General features: G+C 55.7%; 21 protein-coding genes and 1 pseudogene. 21 read left to right on the top strand and 1 reads right to left on the bottom strand.

What is annotated here, in order from left to right:
• Position 1 precedes the first annotated feature (1 nt).
• The 21 genes and pseudogenes from K7P01_RS03555 to K7P01_RS03455 all read left to right on the top strand — a co-directional run bounded on the left by K7P01_RS03555 (position 2) and on the right by K7P01_RS03455 (position 20,399).
• On the top strand, positions 2-433 hold the full coding sequence (locus K7P01_RS03555; protein ID WP_267289897.1) for a 3-hydroxyacyl-ACP dehydratase: 432 nt from the start codon (positions 2-4) through the stop codon (positions 431-433).
• Positions 430-1,074: a hypothetical protein gene (locus K7P01_RS03550; protein ID WP_267289895.1), complete on the top strand. Its 645-nt coding sequence runs from the start codon at positions 430-432 to the stop codon at positions 1,072-1,074. Before K7P01_RS03555 ends, K7P01_RS03550 begins: the two co-directional genes overlap by 4 nt.
• A 9-nt stretch (positions 1,075-1,083) precedes the next feature.
• Positions 1,084-1,494, top strand: a complete 411-nt coding sequence (locus tag K7P01_RS03545; RefSeq protein WP_267289893.1) for an acyl-CoA thioesterase — start codon at positions 1,084-1,086, stop codon at positions 1,492-1,494.
• On the top strand, positions 1,482-2,606 hold the full coding sequence (locus K7P01_RS03540) for a beta-ketoacyl synthase N-terminal-like domain-containing protein (protein WP_267289891.1): 1,125 nt from the start codon (positions 1,482-1,484) through the stop codon (positions 2,604-2,606). The genes K7P01_RS03545 and K7P01_RS03540 overlap by 13 nt, the downstream gene beginning before the upstream one ends.
• On the top strand, positions 2,603-3,667 hold the full coding sequence (locus K7P01_RS03535) for a methyltransferase (protein WP_267289889.1): 1,065 nt from the start codon (positions 2,603-2,605) through the stop codon (positions 3,665-3,667). Before K7P01_RS03540 ends, K7P01_RS03535 begins: the two co-directional genes overlap by 4 nt.
• Before the next feature lie 18 nt (positions 3,668-3,685).
• Complete coding sequence (locus K7P01_RS03530) at positions 3,686-4,936, top strand: NAD(P)/FAD-dependent oxidoreductase (protein ID WP_267289887.1); 1,251 nt, start codon at positions 3,686-3,688, stop codon at positions 4,934-4,936.
• A gap of 4 nt (positions 4,937-4,940) precedes the next feature.
• Positions 4,941-5,558, top strand: a complete 618-nt coding sequence (locus K7P01_RS03525) for a beta-ketoacyl-[acyl-carrier-protein] synthase family protein (protein ID WP_267289885.1) — start codon at positions 4,941-4,943, stop codon at positions 5,556-5,558.
• Positions 5,546-5,803, top strand: a complete 258-nt coding sequence (locus K7P01_RS03520) for a phosphopantetheine-binding protein (protein WP_267289883.1) — start codon at positions 5,546-5,548, stop codon at positions 5,801-5,803. The genes K7P01_RS03525 and K7P01_RS03520 overlap by 13 nt, the downstream gene beginning before the upstream one ends.
• Before the next feature lie 2 nt (positions 5,804-5,805).
• On the top strand, positions 5,806-7,047 hold the full coding sequence (locus K7P01_RS03515; protein ID WP_267289881.1) for a beta-ketoacyl-[acyl-carrier-protein] synthase family protein: 1,242 nt from the start codon (positions 5,806-5,808) through the stop codon (positions 7,045-7,047).
• A complete protein-coding gene (locus K7P01_RS03510) occupies positions 7,044-8,120 on the top strand; it encodes a beta-ketoacyl synthase N-terminal-like domain-containing protein (RefSeq protein WP_267289879.1) in 1,077 nt (358 codons plus the stop codon). Before K7P01_RS03515 ends, K7P01_RS03510 begins: the two co-directional genes overlap by 4 nt.
• Positions 8,102-8,872 carry a polysaccharide deacetylase family protein gene (locus K7P01_RS03505; RefSeq protein ID WP_267289877.1) on the top strand — a complete coding sequence of 257 codons (771 nt, stop codon included), beginning with the start codon at positions 8,102-8,104 and terminating at the stop codon, positions 8,870-8,872. The genes K7P01_RS03510 and K7P01_RS03505 overlap by 19 nt, the downstream gene beginning before the upstream one ends.
• Positions 8,865-9,515 carry an outer membrane lipoprotein carrier protein LolA gene (locus tag K7P01_RS03500; protein WP_267289875.1) on the top strand — a complete coding sequence of 217 codons (651 nt, stop codon included), beginning with the start codon at positions 8,865-8,867 and terminating at the stop codon, positions 9,513-9,515. The genes K7P01_RS03505 and K7P01_RS03500 overlap by 8 nt, the downstream gene beginning before the upstream one ends.
• A complete protein-coding gene (locus K7P01_RS03495; RefSeq protein WP_267289873.1) occupies positions 9,496-10,116 on the top strand; it encodes a hypothetical protein in 621 nt (206 codons plus the stop codon). The genes K7P01_RS03500 and K7P01_RS03495 overlap by 20 nt, the downstream gene beginning before the upstream one ends.
• The gene (locus K7P01_RS03490; protein ID WP_267289871.1) at positions 10,117-10,485 is read left to right on the top strand and encodes a hypothetical protein; all 369 of its coding nucleotides are present in this window, start codon (positions 10,117-10,119) and stop codon (positions 10,483-10,485) included. It begins immediately after the preceding gene.
• Positions 10,482-11,300 (top strand): glycosyltransferase family 2 protein, encoded by an 819-nt coding sequence (locus tag K7P01_RS03485; protein ID WP_267289869.1) that lies wholly within the window; start codon positions 10,482-10,484, stop codon positions 11,298-11,300. Before K7P01_RS03490 ends, K7P01_RS03485 begins: the two co-directional genes overlap by 4 nt.
• A gap of 2 nt (positions 11,301-11,302) precedes the next feature.
• A pseudogene (locus K7P01_RS03480) lies at positions 11,303-11,671 on the top strand (DUF2062 domain-containing protein); the annotation flags it as partial.
• Positions 11,672-11,690: 19 nt separating this feature from the next.
• Positions 11,691-15,542 carry a trifunctional MMPL family transporter/lysophospholipid acyltransferase/class I SAM-dependent methyltransferase gene (locus K7P01_RS03475; RefSeq protein ID WP_267289865.1) on the top strand — a complete coding sequence of 1,284 codons (3,852 nt, stop codon included), beginning with the start codon at positions 11,691-11,693 and terminating at the stop codon, positions 15,540-15,542.
• A gap of 25 nt (positions 15,543-15,567) precedes the next feature.
• Positions 15,568-17,067, top strand: coding sequence for a phytoene desaturase family protein (locus K7P01_RS03470; RefSeq protein ID WP_267289863.1), 1,500 nt, complete (start codon positions 15,568-15,570; stop codon positions 17,065-17,067).
• Complete coding sequence (locus K7P01_RS03465; protein ID WP_267289861.1) at positions 17,060-18,724, top strand: C45 family autoproteolytic acyltransferase/hydolase; 1,665 nt, start codon at positions 17,060-17,062, stop codon at positions 18,722-18,724. Before K7P01_RS03470 ends, K7P01_RS03465 begins: the two co-directional genes overlap by 8 nt.
• Positions 18,721-19,095: a holo-ACP synthase gene (locus K7P01_RS03460; protein ID WP_267289859.1), complete on the top strand. Its 375-nt coding sequence runs from the start codon at positions 18,721-18,723 to the stop codon at positions 19,093-19,095. The genes K7P01_RS03465 and K7P01_RS03460 overlap by 4 nt, the downstream gene beginning before the upstream one ends.
• Positions 19,092-20,399, top strand: a complete 1,308-nt coding sequence (locus K7P01_RS03455) for a phenylacetate--CoA ligase family protein (RefSeq protein WP_267289857.1) — start codon at positions 19,092-19,094, stop codon at positions 20,397-20,399. The genes K7P01_RS03460 and K7P01_RS03455 overlap by 4 nt, the downstream gene beginning before the upstream one ends.
• Before the next feature lie 71 nt (positions 20,400-20,470).
• On the opposite strand, the gene K7P01_RS03450 is transcribed toward K7P01_RS03455, so the two are convergent.
• Positions 20,471-21,208, bottom strand: coding sequence for a coiled-coil domain-containing protein (locus tag K7P01_RS03450; protein WP_267289855.1), 738 nt, complete (start codon positions 21,206-21,208; stop codon positions 20,471-20,473).
• Between the last annotated feature and the right edge of the window lie 251 nt (positions 21,209-21,459).

Raw genomic sequence — 21,459 nt, 5'->3', positions numbered from 1 at the left:
CATGCTGGCCACCAAAGAAGATATAACCCGGTATATACCGCAGCGCGCGCCGATCGTGATGATCCACGACCTGGTGGAGGCTGATGCCGACCGGGTTGTAACACGCTTGCAGGTCGAGCCCGACAACATCTTTGTGTGGGGGGGACGACTGGAGGCGCCGGGGCTGGTGGAGAATATTGCCCAAACAGCGGCCGCGCAAATCGGCTATTACTGCGCACAAAACAACATTCCTGTGCCGGTGGGTTATATTGCAGCGGTCAAAGATTTGCAGATAACGGCGCTGCCGCTGCAAAACTCTCAGGTCACTACATCCGTTCGTATACTGCATAAAGTAATGGACTTTACCGTGGCCCGCGGCGAGATCACGCAAGGAGACCGGGTGTTATGCTCCTGCGAAATGAAAATACTGGCTAAACTAGAAACACGATTATGAAACAACGCAACCCCCTTTCATTCCTGTTTGTATTTCTGCTGGCAACGGGCACCCTGTGCGCCCAGGACCGCAGCGATGTTTTTCGTCCCGAGGTAAAGATTACCTGGCTGGGCTTTGATTTTTCACAAGCGAAATTTATCGGCGATCGCGAGAAGCTCGGGTCGGAGTCCGACATACGCCACCTGCTGGAAGCCTGGAACGACCTGGTCATTACGGAGAAGGATAAATATGATCTTCCTGGTATGATAGGCCGCGACGCCATAGAGACCGCATCCGATGTAACAAAAGATCATAATCAGGAGCTGGATGTGCTGGCGATGTACTCCAACGCCGAGAAAGATTACCTTCACCTTTCGCGCGAGCAGGTGGGTAGTATCGTCTCGAAGTACAACTATAAAAAGAACACCGGCATCGGCCTGATGTTTAACATCGAAAGCTTCAGCAAGCTGAACGGTGAGGCATCCATGTGGGTGACCTTTATTGACATGAAAAGCCGGCAGATCTTGTTTACCGAACGCATGACGGCCGCGCCGAAAGGCTTTGGTATGCGCAACTATTGGGCCGGCGCCATTTACGCTGTGATGGAGAAAATCAAGAAGAAGGAATTCGAGATGTGGCGTAAAAAATATTTCCGCGCCTGATATAAAAAAATGACCCACGAAACCGAAGTCACCGTACGGTTTAACGAGGCCGATCCGCTGGGCATTGTCTGGCATGGCCACTACCTGCGCTATTTTGAAGATGGCCGCGAGGCGTTTGGTAAGAAGTATGGTATATCGTACCTCGACTTCTTCCATCAGGGCCTGGCCGTGCCGGTAGTGTCCGTACAGTGTGACTATAAAAAGCCGCTGCGCTATGGCAACACGGTGATCGTAGAGACCACCTATGTACCGGGCGCTGCGGCCAAGCTTCATTTCTCCTATAAAATGTTTGAGACGATTAGCCGCGACGTGGTGGCGGTTGGCTCGACGGTACAAGTATTTGTGGATGTAAAGACGTTCGCTTTGCAGTACGTCATGCCATCGTTCTTCGAGTCGTGGCGTAACCGGTGGAATGTATAGGTATGCGCGCCGTGTGGTCGATCGCCGATAACATCGTATCGCCGCTGGGGGTCACCACGGCGGAGAACTATAGCCACCTGCGCCAGGGCGTATCTGGTGTGCGCTTACAGGAAGCGGGTGTGTGGTGGGACGAAGCGGTGTATGCTGCGGCTGTCAACTCGCTGCCGGCTGCCCCCGGCCAAAGTCGCTTCGAGCGCATGAGCTTGCTGGCCTTACGGCAGGCACTGGCGGATAAAACACTGCCATCGGAAAAAACAGTATTTATACTTTCGACTACCAAAGGCAACATCGACCAGCTGGGGCAGGATCTGCCGCGGCTGTCGTTGCATGAAACGGCCACGTACCTGGCGCATGCTGCCGGCCTGCACCACTCGCTGGTGGTATCGAATGCGTGTATCTCGGGTGTACTGGCACTGATTGTAGCGAAGCGGTATTTAGAAGCCGGCACGTACGACCATGCCGTTGTTTTGGGTGCGGATGTGCTGAGCCGTTTTGTGGTGTCAGGCTTTCGTAGCCTGCATGCCCTGAGTGCAGCGCCCTGCCGGCCGTTTGACGCGCACCGCACCGGCATTAACCTGGGCGAAGCCGCCGCGGTCATGGTATTGACAACAGACCCGGGCCTGGCGAAAGGGAAACGGATACGACTGCGCGGCGCCGGCGTCAGCAACGACGCCAACCACATCTCGGGACCGTCGCGTACGGGGCAGGAGTTGGCACAAGCCATCGGGCAGGCGCTGCAAGCGTCTACCCTGACGCCCGGCGACATCGACGCCGTCTATGCGCACGGTACGGCCACGGTCTACAACGACGAAATGGAAGCGAAGGCCTTTGACCTGGCGGGCCTTGCGGCTGTGCCGGTCAACAGTCTCAAAGGATATTACGGCCACACCCTCGGGGCGGCGGGTGTGCTGGAAACAATCGTGGCGGCGCAAAGCCTGCACCACGGCGAGATGCTACCCACGCGCGGCTTTGAAACGCTGGGTGTATCGCGGCCCCTCAACCTCAGCGCGAGGCTGCAGAACCTTTCAGGTAAGCGCATTCTCAAGACAGCCTCCGGCTTCGGTGGCTGCAATGCGGCCCTGGTATTAGAAAAAGAAACCAACCCATCATGAATTTTTTTGAGACCGACAAGCTCACGGCGTTGCAAGCCATCGAGAAGGCCCAGTGGATCGCTTTTGCGCCCGTTGTATTTCAGGCCACGCGCGTGCTGCGTGACACCGGAATACTTCAGGCCATTGAAGATAGCGCCGACGGCATGACGCAGGACGAGGTGGTGGCCCGCGTACAACTGCCTGTATATGGCGTGCGCGTGCTGCTGGAAGCTGGACTGGGCATCGGATTGGTAACGTTTCGCGACGGCCGCTATCGCACGACCAAAACAACGTCATTCATTCTGCACGATACGTTGACACGCGTGAATATGGATTTTACCCATGACGTGTGTTACAATGCCATGTTTTTTCTGGAAGAAAGCATTCGCGAGGAGCGGCCCGCGGGGTTACAGGTATTAGGGAATTGGTCAACGATCTATGAAGGCCTTTCCAAGCTGCCGCCCAAGGCGAAGAAGAGCTGGTTTGCCTTCGACCACTTTTACTCGGATTTTGCATTTCCCGAAGTACAGGCCACGGTATTCCAGCATCAGCCCAAAACGCTGCTCGACATCGGCGGTAATACGGGCAAGTGGGCCACGGCGTGTTTTGAATACGATCCCAACGTCACGGTCACGATCATGGACCTGCCCGGGCAGGTAGAGATGGCGCGTACAAACATCGCGGCCAAAGGTTTTGCCGACCGTGTACGGTTTCAGGAGGCGAATATCCTCGATGAACAACAGCAGATAGCAGGGCAGTTCGATGTGATCTGGATGAGCCAGTTCCTCGACTGTTTTTCGGAAGACCAGATCCGGTCCATCCTACGGCGCTGCCGACAGGCATTGTCGCCGACGGGCAAGGTGTTTATCCTCGAGCCGTTCTGGAACAACCAGCGCTTTCAGGCGTCGGCGTTCTCGCTGCAACAAACGTCGCTTTATTTTACGGCCATTGCCAACGGCAACAGCCAGATGTATCACTCCGGTATATTTACCCGCTGCATAGAAGATGCCGGCTTTCGTGTTACGACCCATGAGAACCTGATCGGCGTAAGCCATACGCTGCTCACCTGCGAGGCTGTATAAAAAGTATTTTTGATCGTCATGAATACAGAGCAAATTGATGTATTGGTCATTGGCGCCGGCCCGGCGGGGAGTATCGCTGCGGCCATGGTGCAGAAGGCGGGCCTTTCGGTGCGCGTAGTGGAACGAGAGAAGTTTCCACGGTTTGTGATCGGCGAAAGCCTGCTGCCGCGCTGCATGGAAGTATTGGAAGATGCCGGATTACTGGAAGCCGTCAAGGCAAAAAACTTCCAGGAGAAGTTTGGCGCCAAGTTTATGCGTGGTGAAGACATCTTCGACTTTAACTTTACCGAACAATTTACGCAAGGCTGGACCTGGACCTGGCAGGTACCGCGCGCAGACTTTGACCAAACTCTTATTCAGGAAGTACAACGCCGCGGTGTACCCGTTTCGTTTGAGACTACCGTCACGGGCATTACCTTCCGTGACGACGAAAGCAGCGTGACGACGGTGACCCATACCGACGGTTCCACCGAACAGCTCGACGCCCGCTTTGTGATTGACGCCAGCGGTTACGGCCGCGTCATTCCGCGGTTGTTTAACCTCGACAAACCCTCATCGCTCGATCCGCGCAAAGCGGTTTTCGCGCACGTACAAGATATACACCGCCACGAGTTCGACGAGCCCAACCGCATCGTCGTGGTAATGTATGCGCCGGGTGTATGGGTGTGGATCATACCCGTATCGCCCACGGTTACATCGATGGGCTTTGTCGGCAGTTTTGATTTCTTTGATTCCATTCCGGGTGATCTGGGTGCCCAATATAAAACGTTGATCCAGGCACATCCCTATTTGCAGAAACGCTTTGGCGATTCTCCCTGGGTGTTTGAGCCGCGTAAGCTCGAGGCCTGGTCGGGCACGACCACGTCGTTCTTTGGCAAGGGGTATGTACTGACCGGCAATGTCACGGAGTTCCTCGACCCTATCTTTTCGTCGGGCGTCATGTTCGCGACAGTGTCCAGCCATCGTGCGGCAACACTCGCCATTCGCAAGCTGAAAGGTGAGGCGGTAGACTGGGAGAAGGAGTATACGAGTGTATTGCAGCAAGGCGTCGATACCTTCCGCACATACGTCATGGCGTGGTACGACGGCACGCTCGAAAAGATCTTCTTTTCGAAGAACCCGGATCCTATGATCAAACGGCAGATCTGTTCCGTACTGGCCGGATACGTATGGGATGAAGAGAACCCCTTTGTACGCGACCACCGCGGTTCGCTGGAGCGGCTCGTGAAGCTGATCGATCTGCAACAAAAGCTTATGTCGCTTAACTAACCCAATGGCTTTCATCACCGCCACGGCCAGCATACGAGGGAAGACCCTGACACGCAACGGTACTATACAGTACCAGGATGCGTCGCTGGTGTTGCCGGAGTTTTTACTGCAAGCCTATGCGGCCTTAAAAAGCGACTACCCGAAGTTTTACAAAATGGATCCCTTGTCAAAGCTTGGATTCCTGGCGGCAGAAGTGTTGCTGGCGGACAGGCCACTGGCCGCATATCCGCCCGAAGCTGTGTCGCTGGTGTTGTCCAACGCGCATGCGAGCCTTGACACCGATACGCAGTACCTGGCGGCCAGCCGTACGGTGCCCAGTCCGGCGTTGTTTGTATACACGCTGCCTAACATTGTGGCGGGCGAGCTGTGCATCCGGCATGGACTGAAAGGCGAGAATGCCTTCTTTGTGACGCCTGCGTTTGACGCCGCGCAGGTGGCAAGCTATGTCGACCTGGTGCTGGCGCAACCCGGCGCACAGGGGTGTGTGGCCGGTTGGGTAGATGTCATGGGCGAGCACCACGATGTTTTCTTATATTTGGCGGAAAATTCGCATCGGGGTCTTGCCCGGGCGCATACAGCAGAGCAATTAAACACCCTTTATACAGGACTATGGAACAATTGATGGCCGATCTGAAGAGACAGATCATTGAAGCGTTGAACCTGAAGCATCTGACGCCGGCAGAGATTGGCGACGATCAGCCGCTGTTCGGCGAGGGCCTGGGGTTGGACTCTATTGACGCACTCGAGCTGATCGTGTTGCTGCAGCAGCAATACAAAGTAAAGATCGACAACCCGCAAGACGGTCCCAAAATCTTTCGCTCGGTGCGTACCATCGCCGAATTTATTACGGCCCACAAACCGGCGTAGCCATGGTACAGGGCCAGCAGGTGTACGTGGCGGGCGTAGGGGTGATCTCGGCAATCGGGCACGACACCGGCGAGACGCTGCGCGCGCTGCAGCAAGGCATTTCCGGCATTGGCCCCCTGACGTTATTCCCCTCTCTCTACCAGGATGTATTGCCCGTAGGCGAAGTGTCGCTTTCGAATGAAGCGCTCACAGAGCGCCTCAATCTTCGCTCTCGCTCTCACACCCGATGGCTATCGGGTCACGCTGTTTCTCGTACGGCCTTGTTGGGGATGGCTGCGGCACGGCAAGCGGTAGACCACGCGGGAATCGATCTGGCCGCCTGGCGGTGTGGGCTGATCTCGGCTACTACTGTCGGCGGCATGGACCGGACCGAGAACTTCTTTCCTGCTTTTTTAGAAAATCCTGCTGCCGGTCATTTGCGCGACGTTGTGCACCACGCTTGTGGTGACATCACGGAGCTGATGGCGGAGGATCTGCAGATCAGCAATTTTATCTCGACCATCAATACGGCGTGCTCGTCCTCCGTCAATGCCATCATGTATGGAGCGCGACTGTTGGCGCAGGGCATGCTGGATGTGGTGGTGGCGGGTGGCGCAGACGCGCTGACTAAATTTACCCTGAACGGTTTTAACAGTCTCAAGATATTAGACACGGCACCCTGTCGCCCCTTCGATGCGCACCGCAACGGCCTCAACCTGGGGGAAGGCGCAGGCTACGTCGTACTCGTCGGCGAGCGTGTACGCCAGCAGTTGCAGGGGCCTATGCTGGCTACGGTGGCGGGTTTTGGCAACACCAACGACGCGTATCACCAAACGGCATCTTCCCCCGAGGGACGCGGCTCGTACGCCGCCATGACGGAAGCGCTCTCCATGGCGGGGCTGTCGGTGGAAGCGATTGACTATATCAACCTGCACGGTACCGGTACGGTCAACAACGATCTTTCGGAAAGCACTGCCATTCAGCGTTTGTTCGGCGAGCATGTGCCGGCCGTAAGCTCGACCAAGGCTTTTACCGGCCACACGTTGGGTGCGAGTGGCGGCATCGAAGCCGTTTTCTCCGTCCTGGCGCTAACCGGGCAATGTATATTTCCCAACCTGCGCTTTGAGCAGGCCATGCCCGAAACGGGTATCACGCCACAGCGCACCTTTGCCCCGGCCGCGGTGCGCCACGTCATGAGCAACTCGTTTGGCTTTGGTGGCAACTGTTCTTCCATCATCTTTTCCATCTCCCCCGACCATCCATGACGACCACCGGAAACAACACCCCGCGCGTGTACATCCGCGGCATGGGCTCGATTGCCCCCTGGCGCTCTGCGGAGGACCTGGCGACGGCACCGGCCGGCGCGCGTCTGGTGTGCCAGGAGCCGGTATATGAGGAGTGGATCGACGCGCGGCAGTTGCGCCGCATGAGCCGCGTTATTCGCCTCGGTGTTACGGCGGGCATGATGGCTTTGCGCGAAGCGCAGGTACCTATGCCGGGCGGTATCGTGATGGGTACCGGCTATGGCTGTATGGAAGATACCGGCAGCTTTATGACGAAGATGGTTACACTTCGCGAAGAGGCACTGAACCCCACGCCGTTCATTCAATCGACCCACAACACGATTGGCTCGCAGCTCGCTCTGTTGCTCGGCTGCCAGGCCTACAACCAGACCTTTACTCAAGGCGCATTCTCGTTTGAGCATGCGCTGCTCGACGCTGTGCTGCACGTAAAGGAAGATCCATCGCGCACGCTGCTGGCCGGTGGTGTGGACGAGATCACCGACATCAGTCACGCCCTTTGGAAACGTTTTGGTGTATTCCGCGAAGACGGTGTGCGCAGCCTGGGTATGTTTAAAGAAGGGAGTGGTGTGTTACACGGCGAAGGCGCTGCGTGCTTCCTGTTGACCGGTGCACCTTCGGCCACGGATGTGGCCACCGTAGAAGGTATAGAAACATTATATAAACCGTCGCAGGGGGTATTGCAGCGTCGCGTAGAGCAATTTCTCGCGTCCGCCGGTATAACGGCGGCGGATGTGGATGTAGTGCTGGCCGGTGCTGGCGGCGCATCACAAGACGATGCTTTGCTGGTAGAGCTTTGCCGTACATCGTTTGGCGGTAGCTCGCGGGGGTTTTATAAACACCTGTGCGGTGAGTACCCTGTCGCCACAGCGTTCGCTTGTTGGCTCGGAGCCGACATACTCCGCGCAGGCCGTGTGCCGCAAGGTGTGTTACAGGTGGATGCCGGGCGCACCCCGCGGTACGTGCTGGTGTTTAACCAGTATTTTGGTACGCATTATAGCCTTGTACTACTCCGGTCATGCCACGCTACCGCATAGTTGATCTGCTCGCTGTTTTGACCCTGCTGGGACTGGCCCTGTTGAATATACAACAGCCGGTATCGATCTGGTGGTATGTGTTTGTCGTGGTAGTATATTTATCGGTCAGCGCCCTGGGCGCCACGGTGCTGTCGTTGCAATACTTCGTGCCGGCTCGTTCGCGCGGTGTCCGCACCGATGCTATTGCACTGACGTTTGACGATGGCCCCATTCCGGGGAAGACTGAAAAGATCCTGGCACTGTTAGAAGAACGAGGTATAGCGGCTGCGTTCTTTTGCATTGGGCATCGCGTGGCGGCTAGTCCCCAGGTGGTGACGGCCATCCACGCCGGCGGGCATTTGCTGGGCAATCACAGCTATTGGCACGGCAAGACCTTTGACTTGCAGACCGCGGGGGCAGTCACCACCGAGCTGCAACAGACAGACTCAGCATTGGCTTCCGTTCTCGGGCGCACCCCGCGGTTCTTCCGGCCGCCGTATGGCGTAACGAACCCGATGGTGGCCCGGGCTGTGCGGCGTGGCAATTATATCGTGGTAGGATGGAGTGTGCGGTCGTTTGATACGGTTATAAAAGACCGCGACAAGTTGCTCCAACGCGTCACGCGTTCGTTGAAAGGCGGCGACATTGTGTTGTTTCATGACTACAGCGACAGCATGCTGGACGTGCTGCCGGCGTTCCTGGATCATGTAGCCAAACTTGGTTTGAAAGTTGTACGGGTAGATGAATTACTGCAAGAAAAAGCCTATGAATAGCAATCGAAAACCTGGCGTACCCGTTTGGATGTTCCTCATCCTGATCGCGGGTGCCGCACGGGCACAACAATACACCGGTTACAAACCCGTGGCCGACCTGCCCGCGTTTAAACAGCGGTTTGCCACCGAGTCGCAAAAGGTGCAAACCATCACGGCGGATTTCACCCAGGAAAAAGTACTGACCGCGCTTACCGAGAAGATCACGTCGTACGGCAAGTTCTGGTTCAAACGCAGCAACCGCGTGCGCATTGATTATACCAAGCCGTTCACGTACCGCATGGTGATGAACGGCGACAAAATGCTGGTACGCGACGAACAAAAAGAGAACCGCATCAACGTGCGCTCGAACAAGCTCTTCCAGCAGGTAAACCGTATTATGATCGACTGTGTGCAGGGCACCATTCTCGATAGTAAAGATTTCACGTCACGCGTTTTTGAGAACGACAAACAATACCTGCTGGAAATGACGCCGGCCAGCAAGTCCCTCAAAGAGTTTTTTAAAACCATCGTGCTGGTGGTAGACAAGAAGGACTATTCGGTAAAGTCCATTGAAATGAATGAGCCTGCGGGCGATGTGACGACGATCCTGTTCTCAAACAAAACGCTTAACGCAGCGGTAGCCGATGAGGTATTTGCGTTATAGTCTGCTATTGCTACTGGGGGCCTGCGCATCGGCCTACAAGGGACTGCGCCCGGTTGCCGTCGACCCGTCGTGCGCGGCGCGTATGGCGCCGCAGGGGTTGGGTACGGCGTGGTACACCACCTCTGTCGATGTCATCGGCAAACACATCAGCGGGTTATTGTTGGTGAAGCAAATGCCGGATTCGTCTACGCGGGTGGTATTTACCAACGAGGCGGGTGTCACCTTTTTTGACTTTGCTTTTGCGGCCGACGGCAGCTTTAGTGCCCGGCAGGTCATCAAACAACTCAACAAAAAGCCGGTCATCGAAACGCTGCGCAAAGACTTCGCCCTGGTGCTGGGGCTGCCGTTCCGAAACGGGGCGTGGCAAGCCTGGCAGGAGGGAGACGAGGTTTATTACGGCGTGGCTCAAAAAAAGGAAACCGCATATTTTATAACCGGGCCGGATTGTGCTTCTTTGCGGAGGCTGGAAACCGGCTCGCGGCGTAAGCGCAAGGTGACGGTCGAGCAGACAGGAAACAATGCCTTGCTACCCGACACCATCATTGTTCGCCACCATACGTTTGCCATGACGATCAGCCTCCGGAAACTAGAACGCCCCTGAATGCTCCTGGATAACTTTTACCATATTGTAACAAAGGACCTGGCGCCGGCCTCGGCGCGTGCGGTGATTACCCTCGATGCCGGCCACCGCATTTTTAACGGGCACTTTCCCGGGCAGCCCGTCGTGCCGGGCGTATGTATGATGCAGATCGTGCGCGAGCTTGTCGAGCAAAGTGTCGGTGCGCCGCTGCAGATTACGACGGCCGATAACATGAAATTTCTCTCGATCCTGAATCCCACCGAGCATAGCGAAGTCGTGGTGACGGTATCCTATACCCTGGCCGGCGGTCGTTATACTGTTGACGGTAGCTTGTCGGCGGACGCAGTGATCTTCTTTAAATTCAAAGGCACTTTATCCCCGGCCGCATGACGATGGACGCCGCATTCGAGCAGCGCAACGTATGCGTGCTGATCCCCACCTATAACAACGCTGTACCGTTGGCAAGCGTGTTGCACGACGTGCTGCAGTATACGCGGCACGTGGTGGTGGTGAATGACGGCGCCACCGACGGCACGCGCGAGATGCTGGCCGAACGGTACCCACAGGTAGCCCTGGTGGATTATACACAGAACCGCGGCAAGGGTTATGCGCTGCGCCAGGGCTTTGCAAAGGCCGTGGCATTAGGGTACGACTATGCCATTACCATCGACTCCGACGGGCAGCACTATGCCGACGACCTGCCGGTGTTCCTGGAAAAACTGAAGACGTCACCCAACGCCATTATCATCGGCGCGCGTAACATGGACCAGGCCAGCGTGCCCGGCAAAAGCAGCTTTGGCAACAAGTTCTCTAACTTCTGGTATAAGTTTGAAACGGGCCTGACGATGCGTGACACGCAAAGCGGATACCGGCTGTACCCCGTAAAGGCGTTGCGCGACTTTACATTCTTTACCCGCAAATACGAATTTGAGATTGAAGTATTGGTACGGGCCGCCTGGGCGGGAATTGAAGTGACGGAGGTACCGGTAAAAGTGTTTTATCCGGAGAAGGAAAAACGCATTACGCATTTTCGACCCTTCCGCGATTTCTCGCGGATCAGTGTACTTAATACAGTCCTGGTGACCATCACCCTGCTGTATATCAAACCCCGCGATCTCTTCCGGGGACTTAAAAAAAAAACTTCAGGCAAGTCCTCCGGGAAGTCCGCACCCAGCTCTTTGACCCCCGGGAATCGGCCGGCGTAAAAGCCGTGTCGGTGGGGGTTGGGATTTTTATGGGCATTGTGCCACTATGGGGCTTTCAGCTTATCCTGGCCATCGCGCTGGCGTTTGCCTTGCGGCTGAATAAAGCGCTGGTGATCCTGACGGCCAACATCAGCATACCGCCCATGATCCCGCTGATTCTGTTTCTCAGTCACCTTACGGGGCGCATCTGGATGGGCGACCGCGCGCAGTACATTCGCTTTAGCCGCGACATCGATTTCGCGCAACTACAGGATAGCTTTCTGCAATACGTGTTGGGTGCGACCACGCTCGCCGTCGCAGCTGGCCTTGTTTCTGGATTATTAACGTTTGTGCTGGTTAAGGTACTTCGCATGCGCCGGTCTGAGAAATAAGGTATATTTGCCGGTTCAGATGGAGCAGCTTTTCTTATCGCTTTACCGGTTTTTCAAGCCTCGCCGTACGGCGTTCTGGTTAGTCTTCGCAGGCACCATTGCCCTGCTCGGCGCAGGCGCCCTGCGCCTGGAGCTGGAGGAGGACATCACGCAATTTCTGCCCGATGACCCCCGCGTGGAAAAGATCAACTACATCTTCCAACATTCGAAGTTTGTCGAACGCATCGTGGTGATGGTCTCGGTGCGCGACAGTGCCACCCAGGCCCAGCCCGACAGCCTCGTGGTCTTTGCCGACACGTTGGCGAGCCGCATTGAAACAACGCTTGCTCCGTTTGTGAAACACGTGTCGGCACGCGTGGACGACAGTCGCATCCTGGAGCTGTTCCATGCTATACCCCAAGCGTTGCCCATCTTCCTGGAAGATGCCGACTACCGTCATCTCGACTCGATCTCGCAACCTGACGTCGCGCGCCAGGTGTTACGAAATAACTACCGCCAGCTGATCTCGCCGTCGGGTATCGTGACGAAGCAAGTCATTCAGCAGGATCCGCTGGGTTTTTCGTTCCTGGTGCTGAAGAAACTGCAGCGCCTGCAGTACGACGAAAACTACGAGCTGTACGACAATTTTATCATGACACGCGACCACCGGCACATCCTGTTCTTTCTACAGCCGGTATACCCGCCGTCGGAGACCCGGCACAATGCCGAGTTTCTTGCCCAGCTGCAAGACCTGATGGACAAGACCGCGCAGGAGCATCCGGGGCTGATGGCCTCTTGCTTTGGCGCCCCCGTGGTGGCTGTCGGCAATGCGCGACAGCTGCGGGCCGACACGATGCTCACCGTCGGGCTGATGCTGGGGCTGCTCATCCTTGTCATCCTGGGTTTCTTTCGCAAGAAGCGCGTGCCGTTCCTGATGATGATACCGGTCGCCTTTGGCGCGCTCTTTTCACTTTCTTGTATTGCGTTACTACACGGCACGCTGTCGGTCTTGGCGCTGGCGGTGGGCGCCGTCATTCTGGGGATTGCCGTAAACTATTCGCTGCACTACATGGTGGCGCTCAAGCATACGCACAATGCCGAGGAAGTAATTCGCGAGCTCGCCCATCCGCTCACGATCGGCAGTACCACGACGGTGCTGGCGTTCTTCTGCCTCCAGTTCACCAACGCGGTCGTACTGCGCGACGTTGGATTGTTTGCAGGCTTTAGCCTGATCGGCGCTGCGTTGTGCTCCCTTATTTTCCTGCCACACCTGCTGCGCGAAGACTTGCTGGCATCGTCGCGTCCCAACGCTGTGCAGCGTATCATTTCCTTTGACTTTGAGTCCAACCGCTATGTCGTCTACGCCATCCTGTTGCTCACGCCGCTGTTCTTTTATTTTGCCGGTCAGGTAAAATTCAACAGCGACATGAGCGGGCTGAACTTTATGCGCCCCGAAACGCGGGAGGCGCAGCAGCGGCTGGAGTCGTTAAACCAGGCATCGCTCAGTTCGCTCTATGTCGTGGCCGAGGGCGACAACCTGGAAGCCGCCCTGCGACGCAATGAACAGGCTCTACCGCCGCTGGAAGCCTTGCGGCGTACGGGTCAGGTTGGCAAGGTTGCGTCGGTATCGCTGCTGATGGTGTCCGACTCGTTGCAGCGTATCCGGATCCAGCGTTGGCATTCATTCTGGAACGCCGGGCGCGTCGCAAGGGTACAGGAGGCAGTACATGCCGAGGCGGCGGCGCTGCGATTCTCGCCTCTGGTAGTGCAACGGTTTGACTCGCTGCTGACCCGTGCCTATACGCCCCTCACAGCCGACGCCTGGCAACCGTTTCGCGCCGCGTTCTTCGACGATTATATCATCGAGAAGGATGGCAAAGCCACCATCATCACACTGGCGCAGGTGGCGCCTGAAAAGAAACCTGAAGTATATCAGGCACTGGCCGGTACACCGGCGCACGCCGTGGACCGCCAGATGCTGACGAACCTGTTTGTCGAGTATATACACGCCGACTTTAATTTCATCATCACCTTTACGTCGGTGCTGGTGTTTGTAACATTGCTGATCCTGTATGGCCGCATCGAGCTTACGCTGATTACGTTTGTGCCGATGCTCGTCACCTGGATCTGGATTCTGGGCATCATGGCCCTGGCAGGCATCGAGTTTAACATCATCAACGTGATGGTGTCGACGTTCATTTTCGGTTTGGGCGACGACTATAGTATCTTTATCATGGACGGCTTGCAACAGGAGTATCGCACGGGGCGCAAGCTGATGCCCGTCGTGCGCACGTCTATTTTCCTGTCGGCAGTGACGACTATCTGCGGCCTGGGCGTCTTGATCTTCGCCAAACACCCTGCCTTGCGTTCCATTGCGGCGATCTCCATCATCGGCATTGTTTGTGTGTTTGTCATGGCACAGACACTGGAGCCCTTCTTGTTCCGTACATTGATTACCCGGCGCACGCAGCGCGGGCGCACGCCGATGACCTTCCTGGGCCTGGCCAAAACGCTCTTTACCTATAGCTTTTTTCTCTTTGGCGCGGTGTTCCTGACGGTAACGGGGGGATTACTGAAGCTGGTGCCTTTCGGGCGTAAACAGATTCGTGTGCTATACCATGCCATGCTGGGTTTCTTTACCGGCTCGCTGGTATCCCTGGCACCGCGCTTTCACCGCAAGGTGATCGGTCGTACACCGGCTACATTCTCCCGCGCCAGCATGATCGTGTGCAACCACAGCTCGATCCTCGATATACTCCTGACGACCATGCTGCACCCCAAACTGGTGCTGCTCACCAACAAGTGGGTGTGGAACTCGCCTGTCTTTGGCGCGGTGGTGCGCCTGGCAGATTATTACCCTGTTATGGACGGCGCAGGTGATAGCGTGGCGCGTTTACAAGATCGCATTAACGAAGGATACTCTGTCGTGGTGTTCCCCGAAGGGACACGCTCCGCGGATGGTACCCTCGGCCGTTTTCACAAAGGTGCGTTTTACATGGCCGAGGCGTTGCGTCTGCCGGTACAGCCCTTGCTGATGCACGGGGTAGGCGTGGCCATTCCGAAAGGCGAGCATTATCTCAACGACTGCCATGTGGCGCTGGAGTTCCTGCCGCCGATCGAGATCGACGACCCGCGCTTCGGCACGGGGTACGCCGAGCGTACCAAGAAGATCGGCCGCTATTTCAAGGAAGAATATAAACGTCTTGCGGCGGCCGAAGAGACACCCGATTATTACCGCTACAAGCTTATCCTGAACTACCTGTACAAGGGGCCGGTGTTGGAGTGGTATATGCGGATTAAGCTGCGCCTGGAAAAGAACTATGCGCCCTTTGAAGCGCTGGTGCCGCGCCAGGCCACGGTGCTCGACCTGGGTTGTGGCTATGGATTTTTGTGTTACATGCTGCAATTCATGTCGTCCGGTCGGACGATTACCGGTGTAGATTATGACGCGGAAAAGATCGCGGTGGCCCAGCATGGATTTTTGCGCACGGACCGGCTGCAGTTTTACCGGGCCGATGTGATGCAATACGATCTGGCGACCTACGATGTCATCATCATCAGCGATGTATTGCACTACCTGAGCGCCGAGGCGCAGGAGATCTTGCTGGTGCGGTGTTTTGCTGCGTTACAGCCCGGCGGAAGGTTGATCGTGCGCGATGGCAACGCCGACCTGGCCGAGCGCCACCGGGGCACGAAGCTCACGGAGTTCTTTTCCGTACGGTTGCTGAAATTCAATAAAGCCGAGCAAGCGCTTAACTTTGTATCCGGCAAAGCGCTGACGGCCCTGGCCGAGCGGTATGGACTGCGCGTGGTGGTACAGGACGAGACGCGGTTTACTTCGAATGTTATTTTTGTTTTCGAAAAGCCCGGCGTGGCCGTGGCAACAGTATAGTGCAACTTTTGACCCTCAAAGATAGATGTACGACGTAGTGATCATCGGAAGCGGATTGGGCGGACTTGCCTGCGGCGCCATCCTGGCCAAGGAAGGCTACAAGGTGTGCATCCTCGAAAAGAATAAACAGATCGGCGGCACGCTGCAGACCTTTGTGCGCGAGCGCGTGATCTTCGATTCGGGTGTGCATTACGTCGGCGGCCTTGACAAAGGCCAGAACCTATACCAGCTTTTTCAATACCTGGGCATTCTTGACAAGCTCAAGATGCGGAAGATGGACACGGAATTCGACAATGTGGTGTTTGGGGACGACCCCAAGGTATATAAATACGCGCAAGGGTATGAAAACTTTATTCAGACACTGGCAAAAGACTTTCCGGAAGAAGAGGAGGCCCTGCGAAAATACTGTGATGCGATCAAGGACATCTGCAGCAAGTTTCCGATGTATAACCTGCGCAACGGCGATTATTTCGAGAAAGTAAGTGTGCTGGAAATTGATACACAGACATTTTTACAATCCATCACAAAAAATATACGGTTGCAAAACGTGCTGGCGGGTACCAGCCTGCTCTACGCCGGCGAGCCTGATAAAACGCCGCTGTATGTGCACGCGCTTGTGCTGAACAGCTACATTGAAAGCTCCTGGCGGTTTGTGGATGGTGGCTCGCAAATTGGCAAACACCTGGCGCACGAGATCATCTCCCGCGGTGGCGTGATAAAAAAACGTCAACAGGTTATCAGGCTGAAGGAGGAAGGTGGGAGCTTGCGGTATGCCGAAACCAGCGAAGGCGAGAAGTACTACGGCAACCTGTTCATCTCCAACGTGCACCCGGTAAAAACCATCGAGATGACCGAAAGCGACATGATCAAGAAGGCGTATAAGACGCGTCTCAAAGGTCTGGAGAACTCCATCTCGGTGTTTTACCTGAACGTGGTGCTCAAGAAAAATACGTTTCCGTACATGAACCACAACTACTATTACTTCCATGAAAACGACACATGGGCGGTACAGGATTACAATGAAGATAACTGGCCTCGCGGCTATGCCATGTTCGTGGCCGCCTCTTCCAGAAGCGAAGAGTGGGCCGAGGGACTGAGCCTGATGACCTATATGCGCTTTGACGAAGTAAAGAAGTGGGAGCATACCTTCAATACGGTCGCGAACGAAGTAAGCCGGGGCGAAGACTACGAAGCCTTTAAGCGTGAGAAAGCCGAGAAGCTGTTTGAATGCGTGGAGCGCAAATTCCCAGGCTTCCGTGACTGCGTGCAGTCTTACTATGTCGCCACACCGTTGTCGGTGCGCGACTATATCGGCACGGACGATGGTTCACTGTACGGCATCGTAAAGGATTATCGTGAGCCTATGCGCACGTTTATCTCGCCGCGAACGAAAATTCCCAACCTGCTGTTGACGGGCCAGAACCTGAACCTGCATGGCGTGCTGGGCGTGACGGTCAGTGCGGTAGTAACGTGTTCGGAGGTGCTCGGAATGGATTACATGATAGACAAGATCAAACATGCTTAAACGCATTCTCAAGTTTCTGGCGTGGACGTTTGGCATCCTGCTGCTGCTGCTGGCCGGATTGCTGCTGTATGTGCGGCAGGTGGCGCGTACGGAGCCACCGGTAGTCGTGCCCACGCCGCTCTCCACAGCGCCCATCCAGCAACCCGACCCGGGGTTGTATACCCTGGGCAAGAACTGGTTCCGCCAAAGCGAGAGTGGGTTATACGAGCTGTATGTAGAAGGGACGCCGTATGAGCGCGGTGTCGCCAACGGCCGGCTCACACAAGCCCTGGTGCAATACCAGGAGGACGTCTTTACCGGGCAGATCAACAAGTTTGTGCCCAACGGTTTTTACCTCGGCATGTTAAAATACATGGTGGGCTGGTTTAACCGCGACCTCGAGCGCTTTGTGCCCGAAGAATATCAACAAGAAATTTATGGTGTATCGCAGGCAGCGTCTTCTGCGCACGACGCTATAGCACCGGCGTACCAACGTATTCTGAACTATCACGGGGCGCATGACATTGGCCACGCGTTGCAAAACATGTCGCTGGTAGGATGTACGGCGTTTGCTACCTGGGGGCGCCAGTCGGCCGATAGCACACTGATCGTCGGCCGCAATTTTGACTTTTATGTCGGCGATGAATTTGCGCGTGACAAGATCGTGGCGTTCTATGCCCCCGAGAAAGGCCACAAGTTTATGATGTTGACCTTCGGCGGTATGACGGGCGTTGTATCGGGCATGAACGATGCCGGCCTGACGGTGACGATCAACGCGGCAAAGTCCGACGTACCCGGCGCCGCCGCCACACCGGTATCGCTGGTGGCGCGCGAGATTTTGCAGTATGCATCTACGATAGCCGAGGCGTATTCACTGGCTGCGCGCCGCAAGATGTTTGTATCAGAGTCTTTCCTGATCGGTTCGGCACAAGATAATCGTGCAGCCCTCATTGAAAAGACGCCCGATGCCATGGACCTGTACGAGCCCGACCGCGAGTATATCATCAGCACCAACCATTTTCTCGGCGGGAAGCTCGGCCGTACCGAGCTGAACGAAGAACACATGCGCACCAGCGCGTCGCCCTACCGCTTCTCGCGTGTAGAGGAATTGTTAGTACAAAAGGCTTCCGGGCCTAATACTGTACAACGCACCGCGGCCATCCTGCGGGACCAACGCGGACTGGACAATAAATCCATCGGGATGGGCAATGAAAAACTCGTCAACCAACTGGTGGCGCACCACGCGGTTATCTTCGAACCCGCGCAGCAGCGCGTGTGGATCTCCACGGCGCCGTGGCAGCTTGGCAAGTTTGTGTGTTATGATCTGAAGAAGATCTTTGCGCAGCGCCCCACGCGTAATGAAGAGCTTTACGAGGAGGGGCTGACGATTCCCGCAGACTCCTTCCTGCTGACGCAGGACTACCGGGACTATGTAAAGTTTCATCGCTACCGTTTCCCCTTTGCACCCCGCACCGACTTAGATCCGGACAGCGTGGTACGCTGGAATCCGCTGTCGTATCATGCCTATATGCTGGCCGGCGATCAATGTCTCGAGCGGGAGCAATATGAGCAGGCGGCGCACTTTTATGAAAAGGGGCTGACGCTGGAAACCGCTACGGTACAGGAGCGGGAGCACATGGAAAAGAACCTGCAACGGTGTAAAGAAAAGATGCTATGATTCTCGGCACCGGCATCGACATCATCGAAGTAGCGCGGGTAGAAGAGAAGGTGGCGCGTAATAACGGCTTTACAGAAAAGGTATTCTCGCCGGCCGAACGTGCTTTCTGCGAAGCGCAACATCACAAATATCAGCACTATGCTGCGCGCTTTGCGGCCAAGGAGGCATTCCTGAAAGCCACCGGTCGCGGACTGCAGGCGGGGTTGGATTTGTGCGACATCGAGATTGTACAAGAGCCGTCGGGCAAGCCCGCCGTACAGCTGCAGGGTGACTTCCGGCGGCAGGCGGAGGAGTACGGCTGGAGTAAGATACATGTATCCCTTTCGCACGTCGGGGCAATGGCGTGCGCCATGGTTATACTCGAACAATGAGCCAGATACCGGAAATCGAATTTCGTTCCGCGCAGGAAATCCGCGCGGTACAAGAAATGCGGCTGCAACAGCTGCTGGCCTATGTGGCGCAGTATTCGCCGTTCTACCAGCGGCTGTTTGCCACGCACGGTATAGACGCCGGCAGCATTCAGCGGATAGAAGATTTGGTACGCCTGCCGCGCACATCGAAAGACGATCTGCAACAACACAACTGGGACTTTCTCTGCGTGCCCCGCAGTGCCATTGCCGAATATACCAGCACCTCCGGTACACTGGGAAAACCGGTCACACTGGCACTGACGGCGGCGGACCGCACACGCCTGGCGTACAACGAGTATATATCGTTTTGCTGTGCCGACGGCACAGCCGGGGATACCTATCAACTGATGCTGACACTCGACCGTCAGTTCATGGCGGGCATGGCCTACTACGAAGGCATTCGCCAGCTTGGCGCCGCCGTTGTGCGCGTCGGCCCCGGACTGCCCGCGATGCAATGGGAAACGATCGAACGCATACGCCCCACGGTATTGGTGGGCGTGCCGTCGTTCGTCGTTAAACTGTTGGAGTACGCGCAAGCCCATGGCATTGACCCGGCGAAGACATCCGTCAGGAAGGTTATCTGCATCGGCGAAAGCCTGCGTACTGCCTCTTTTGAATTGGGTGTGATCGGACAAAAGATCAGGAACGTGTGGGACGTAGCCCTGTACAGTACGTATGCCTCGACGGAAATGCAAACGGCCTTTACCGAGTGCGGTGCCGGGCAGGGAGGGCACCATCATCCGGAATTGCTCATGGTTGAAATCCTCGACGACGCCGGGCAGCCTGTTCCCCCAGGTACGCCGGGAGAAGTAACGATCACTACGTTGGGTGTGGAGGGTATGCCGCTGGTGCGTTATCGCACGGGTGATCTCGCAGCGGCCCATACAACGCCCTGTTCCTGTGGACGTACAACGTTGCGGCTGGGGCCCATTGTGGGCCGCCGACAACAGATGATCAAACTGAAGGGAACAACCATTTATCCTCCCGGAATCTTTGAATTACTGAATCAGGTCCCCGCGGTTCAAGACTATGTAGTGGAGGCCGTCACGGGTGCGCTTAATACCGATGAGCTGCGGCTGCATGTGCTGGTAAAAGAGGCGCAGCGAGAGGAGACGATGCAACGATTGCCGGCGATGTTTCAGGCAACGTTACGGGTAGTACCCGAGATCAGGTTTGTGACCGCCGGGGAATTGGAGCAACTGCAGTTTGGTAAGCTGGATCGCAAAGTGCGTCGCTTCCTGGATCACCGAAGCGGATCGGACTAAAAAAGGAAAAGGTGACACCCCGTCCGGGCATCACCTTAACTCTATCTAACCTACCTGAGTTGGTACTTTTATTAACCTACGGCTTTTTCAAGCTCGTCGATCTTATTTTGTGCTTCTACTTTGCCAAGCGATAAGGAGAGTTTGTACAACTCCAGTGCTTCGCGTTGTGTTTCTTTTTTCTTGCGAGGAGCGAACTTGGTACGTTGTGCTGCAGTCTCCAGAGCGGAGGCTTGTGCATAGTACATGTCGGCCTGCGTCTTGTTCGCCTGGGTGTTGATCTCTACGACCTTCGTTTCCAGGTTCGTGACATCCTGCTCACGCATCTTGATGGTTTCATCACGCGTTGCCAGGGTCGAGTCACGTTTGCTGACGGTCATTGCCAGATCCTGGTTTTCACCACGCATTCTTTCCACTTCTTGCTCAAGAGCAGCAATTTGCTGTGTGCTCTTTTCCAGATCAACTCTCAGACGCTTGATGGTTGCGGCTGACGCTTTGTTGGTCTTTACTGTTTTTTCCAACTCAGCAATCTTGTTCTGTGTTTCCTGAATGTGTTGGTTGATGCTTTGAAGGCGACCTTTATAGTCTTTGTACGATGTGCCTTCAATTACATCTGTACGGAGCAACTGCCGATTGGCATCGATGGAGTCGATCAGCACACCCACTTCTTCCAGTGTTTGTGCGGTTTGCTGGCTCATTTGAAGCTCAGTACGGAGCGAATCTACTTCTGAGCGTAAAGCCTGCTTCTCTTTTGTATCACAGCTCCAGAGCATGCCGATGATGGGCAGCGCGAAAATTAATCTTTTGATCATAGCCATAATTGTTTAAGTTCTGACTGGGTATATACAAACTCGTGCTGAGCTTTGGCGGGGAAGCGGCAAAGTGGGGTCTAGGTGCTAAAAAGGGCGTTATGGTGATGTTAATGGCTGTAAACGGATGGAAGTGTCAATTGCCAAATTTCTGATTCTTGGGGAAAAACTCCTCACGTTGGGGTAGGATGTGAAAAAAGAAGGCCAGGCTAACGGCCTGACCTTGTGTGTTGTTATCGAAGAATTGCGGGTTA

It is taken from the genome of Parachryseolinea silvisoli (assembly GCF_021190955.1).
Classification (GTDB): Bacteria; Bacteroidota; Bacteroidia; order Cytophagales; family Cyclobacteriaceae; genus Ohtaekwangia; species Ohtaekwangia silvisoli.
The sequence above is the reverse complement of the archived record's forward strand: the minus strand, read 5'-3'. Positions and strand labels throughout refer to the sequence as shown.

Excerpts from the sequence above, each read along its gene's own strand:
- K7P01_RS03450 (WP_267289855.1), bottom strand. The coding sequence starts at position 21,208 with ATGATCAAAAGATTAATTTTCGCGCTGCCCATCATCGGCATGCTCTGG.
- K7P01_RS03530 (WP_267289887.1), top strand. The coding sequence starts at position 3,686 with ATGAATACAGAGCAAATTGATGTATTGGTCATTGGCGCCGGCCCGGCG.
- K7P01_RS03490 (WP_267289871.1), top strand. The coding sequence starts at position 10,117 with ATGCTCCTGGATAACTTTTACCATATTGTAACAAAGGACCTGGCGCCG.
- K7P01_RS03500 (WP_267289875.1), top strand. The coding sequence starts at position 8,865 with ATGAATAGCAATCGAAAACCTGGCGTACCCGTTTGGATGTTCCTCATC.
- K7P01_RS03505 (WP_267289877.1), top strand. The coding sequence starts at position 8,102 with ATGCCACGCTACCGCATAGTTGATCTGCTCGCTGTTTTGACCCTGCTG.
- K7P01_RS03495 (WP_267289873.1), top strand. The coding sequence starts at position 9,496 with ATGAGGTATTTGCGTTATAGTCTGCTATTGCTACTGGGGGCCTGCGCA.
- K7P01_RS03460 (WP_267289859.1), top strand. The coding sequence starts at position 18,721 with ATGATTCTCGGCACCGGCATCGACATCATCGAAGTAGCGCGGGTAGAA.
- K7P01_RS03545 (WP_267289893.1), top strand. The coding sequence starts at position 1,084 with ATGACCCACGAAACCGAAGTCACCGTACGGTTTAACGAGGCCGATCCG.
- K7P01_RS03470 (WP_267289863.1), top strand. The coding sequence starts at position 15,568 with ATGTACGACGTAGTGATCATCGGAAGCGGATTGGGCGGACTTGCCTGC.
- K7P01_RS03475 (WP_267289865.1), top strand. The coding sequence starts at position 11,691 with ATGGAGCAGCTTTTCTTATCGCTTTACCGGTTTTTCAAGCCTCGCCGT.
- K7P01_RS03485 (WP_267289869.1), top strand. The coding sequence starts at position 10,482 with ATGACGATGGACGCCGCATTCGAGCAGCGCAACGTATGCGTGCTGATC.
- K7P01_RS03535 (WP_267289889.1), top strand. The coding sequence starts at position 2,603 with ATGAATTTTTTTGAGACCGACAAGCTCACGGCGTTGCAAGCCATCGAG.
- K7P01_RS03455 (WP_267289857.1), top strand. The coding sequence starts at position 19,092 with ATGAGCCAGATACCGGAAATCGAATTTCGTTCCGCGCAGGAAATCCGC.
- K7P01_RS03465 (WP_267289861.1), top strand. The coding sequence starts at position 17,060 with ATGCTTAAACGCATTCTCAAGTTTCTGGCGTGGACGTTTGGCATCCTG.
- K7P01_RS03515 (WP_267289881.1), top strand. The coding sequence starts at position 5,806 with ATGGTACAGGGCCAGCAGGTGTACGTGGCGGGCGTAGGGGTGATCTCG.
- K7P01_RS03550 (WP_267289895.1), top strand. The coding sequence starts at position 430 with ATGAAACAACGCAACCCCCTTTCATTCCTGTTTGTATTTCTGCTGGCA.
- K7P01_RS03555 (WP_267289897.1), top strand. The coding sequence starts at position 2 with ATGCTGGCCACCAAAGAAGATATAACCCGGTATATACCGCAGCGCGCG.
- K7P01_RS03510 (WP_267289879.1), top strand. The coding sequence starts at position 7,044 with ATGACGACCACCGGAAACAACACCCCGCGCGTGTACATCCGCGGCATG.
- K7P01_RS03525 (WP_267289885.1), top strand. The coding sequence starts at position 4,941 with ATGGCTTTCATCACCGCCACGGCCAGCATACGAGGGAAGACCCTGACA.
- K7P01_RS03520 (WP_267289883.1), top strand. The coding sequence starts at position 5,546 with ATGGAACAATTGATGGCCGATCTGAAGAGACAGATCATTGAAGCGTTG.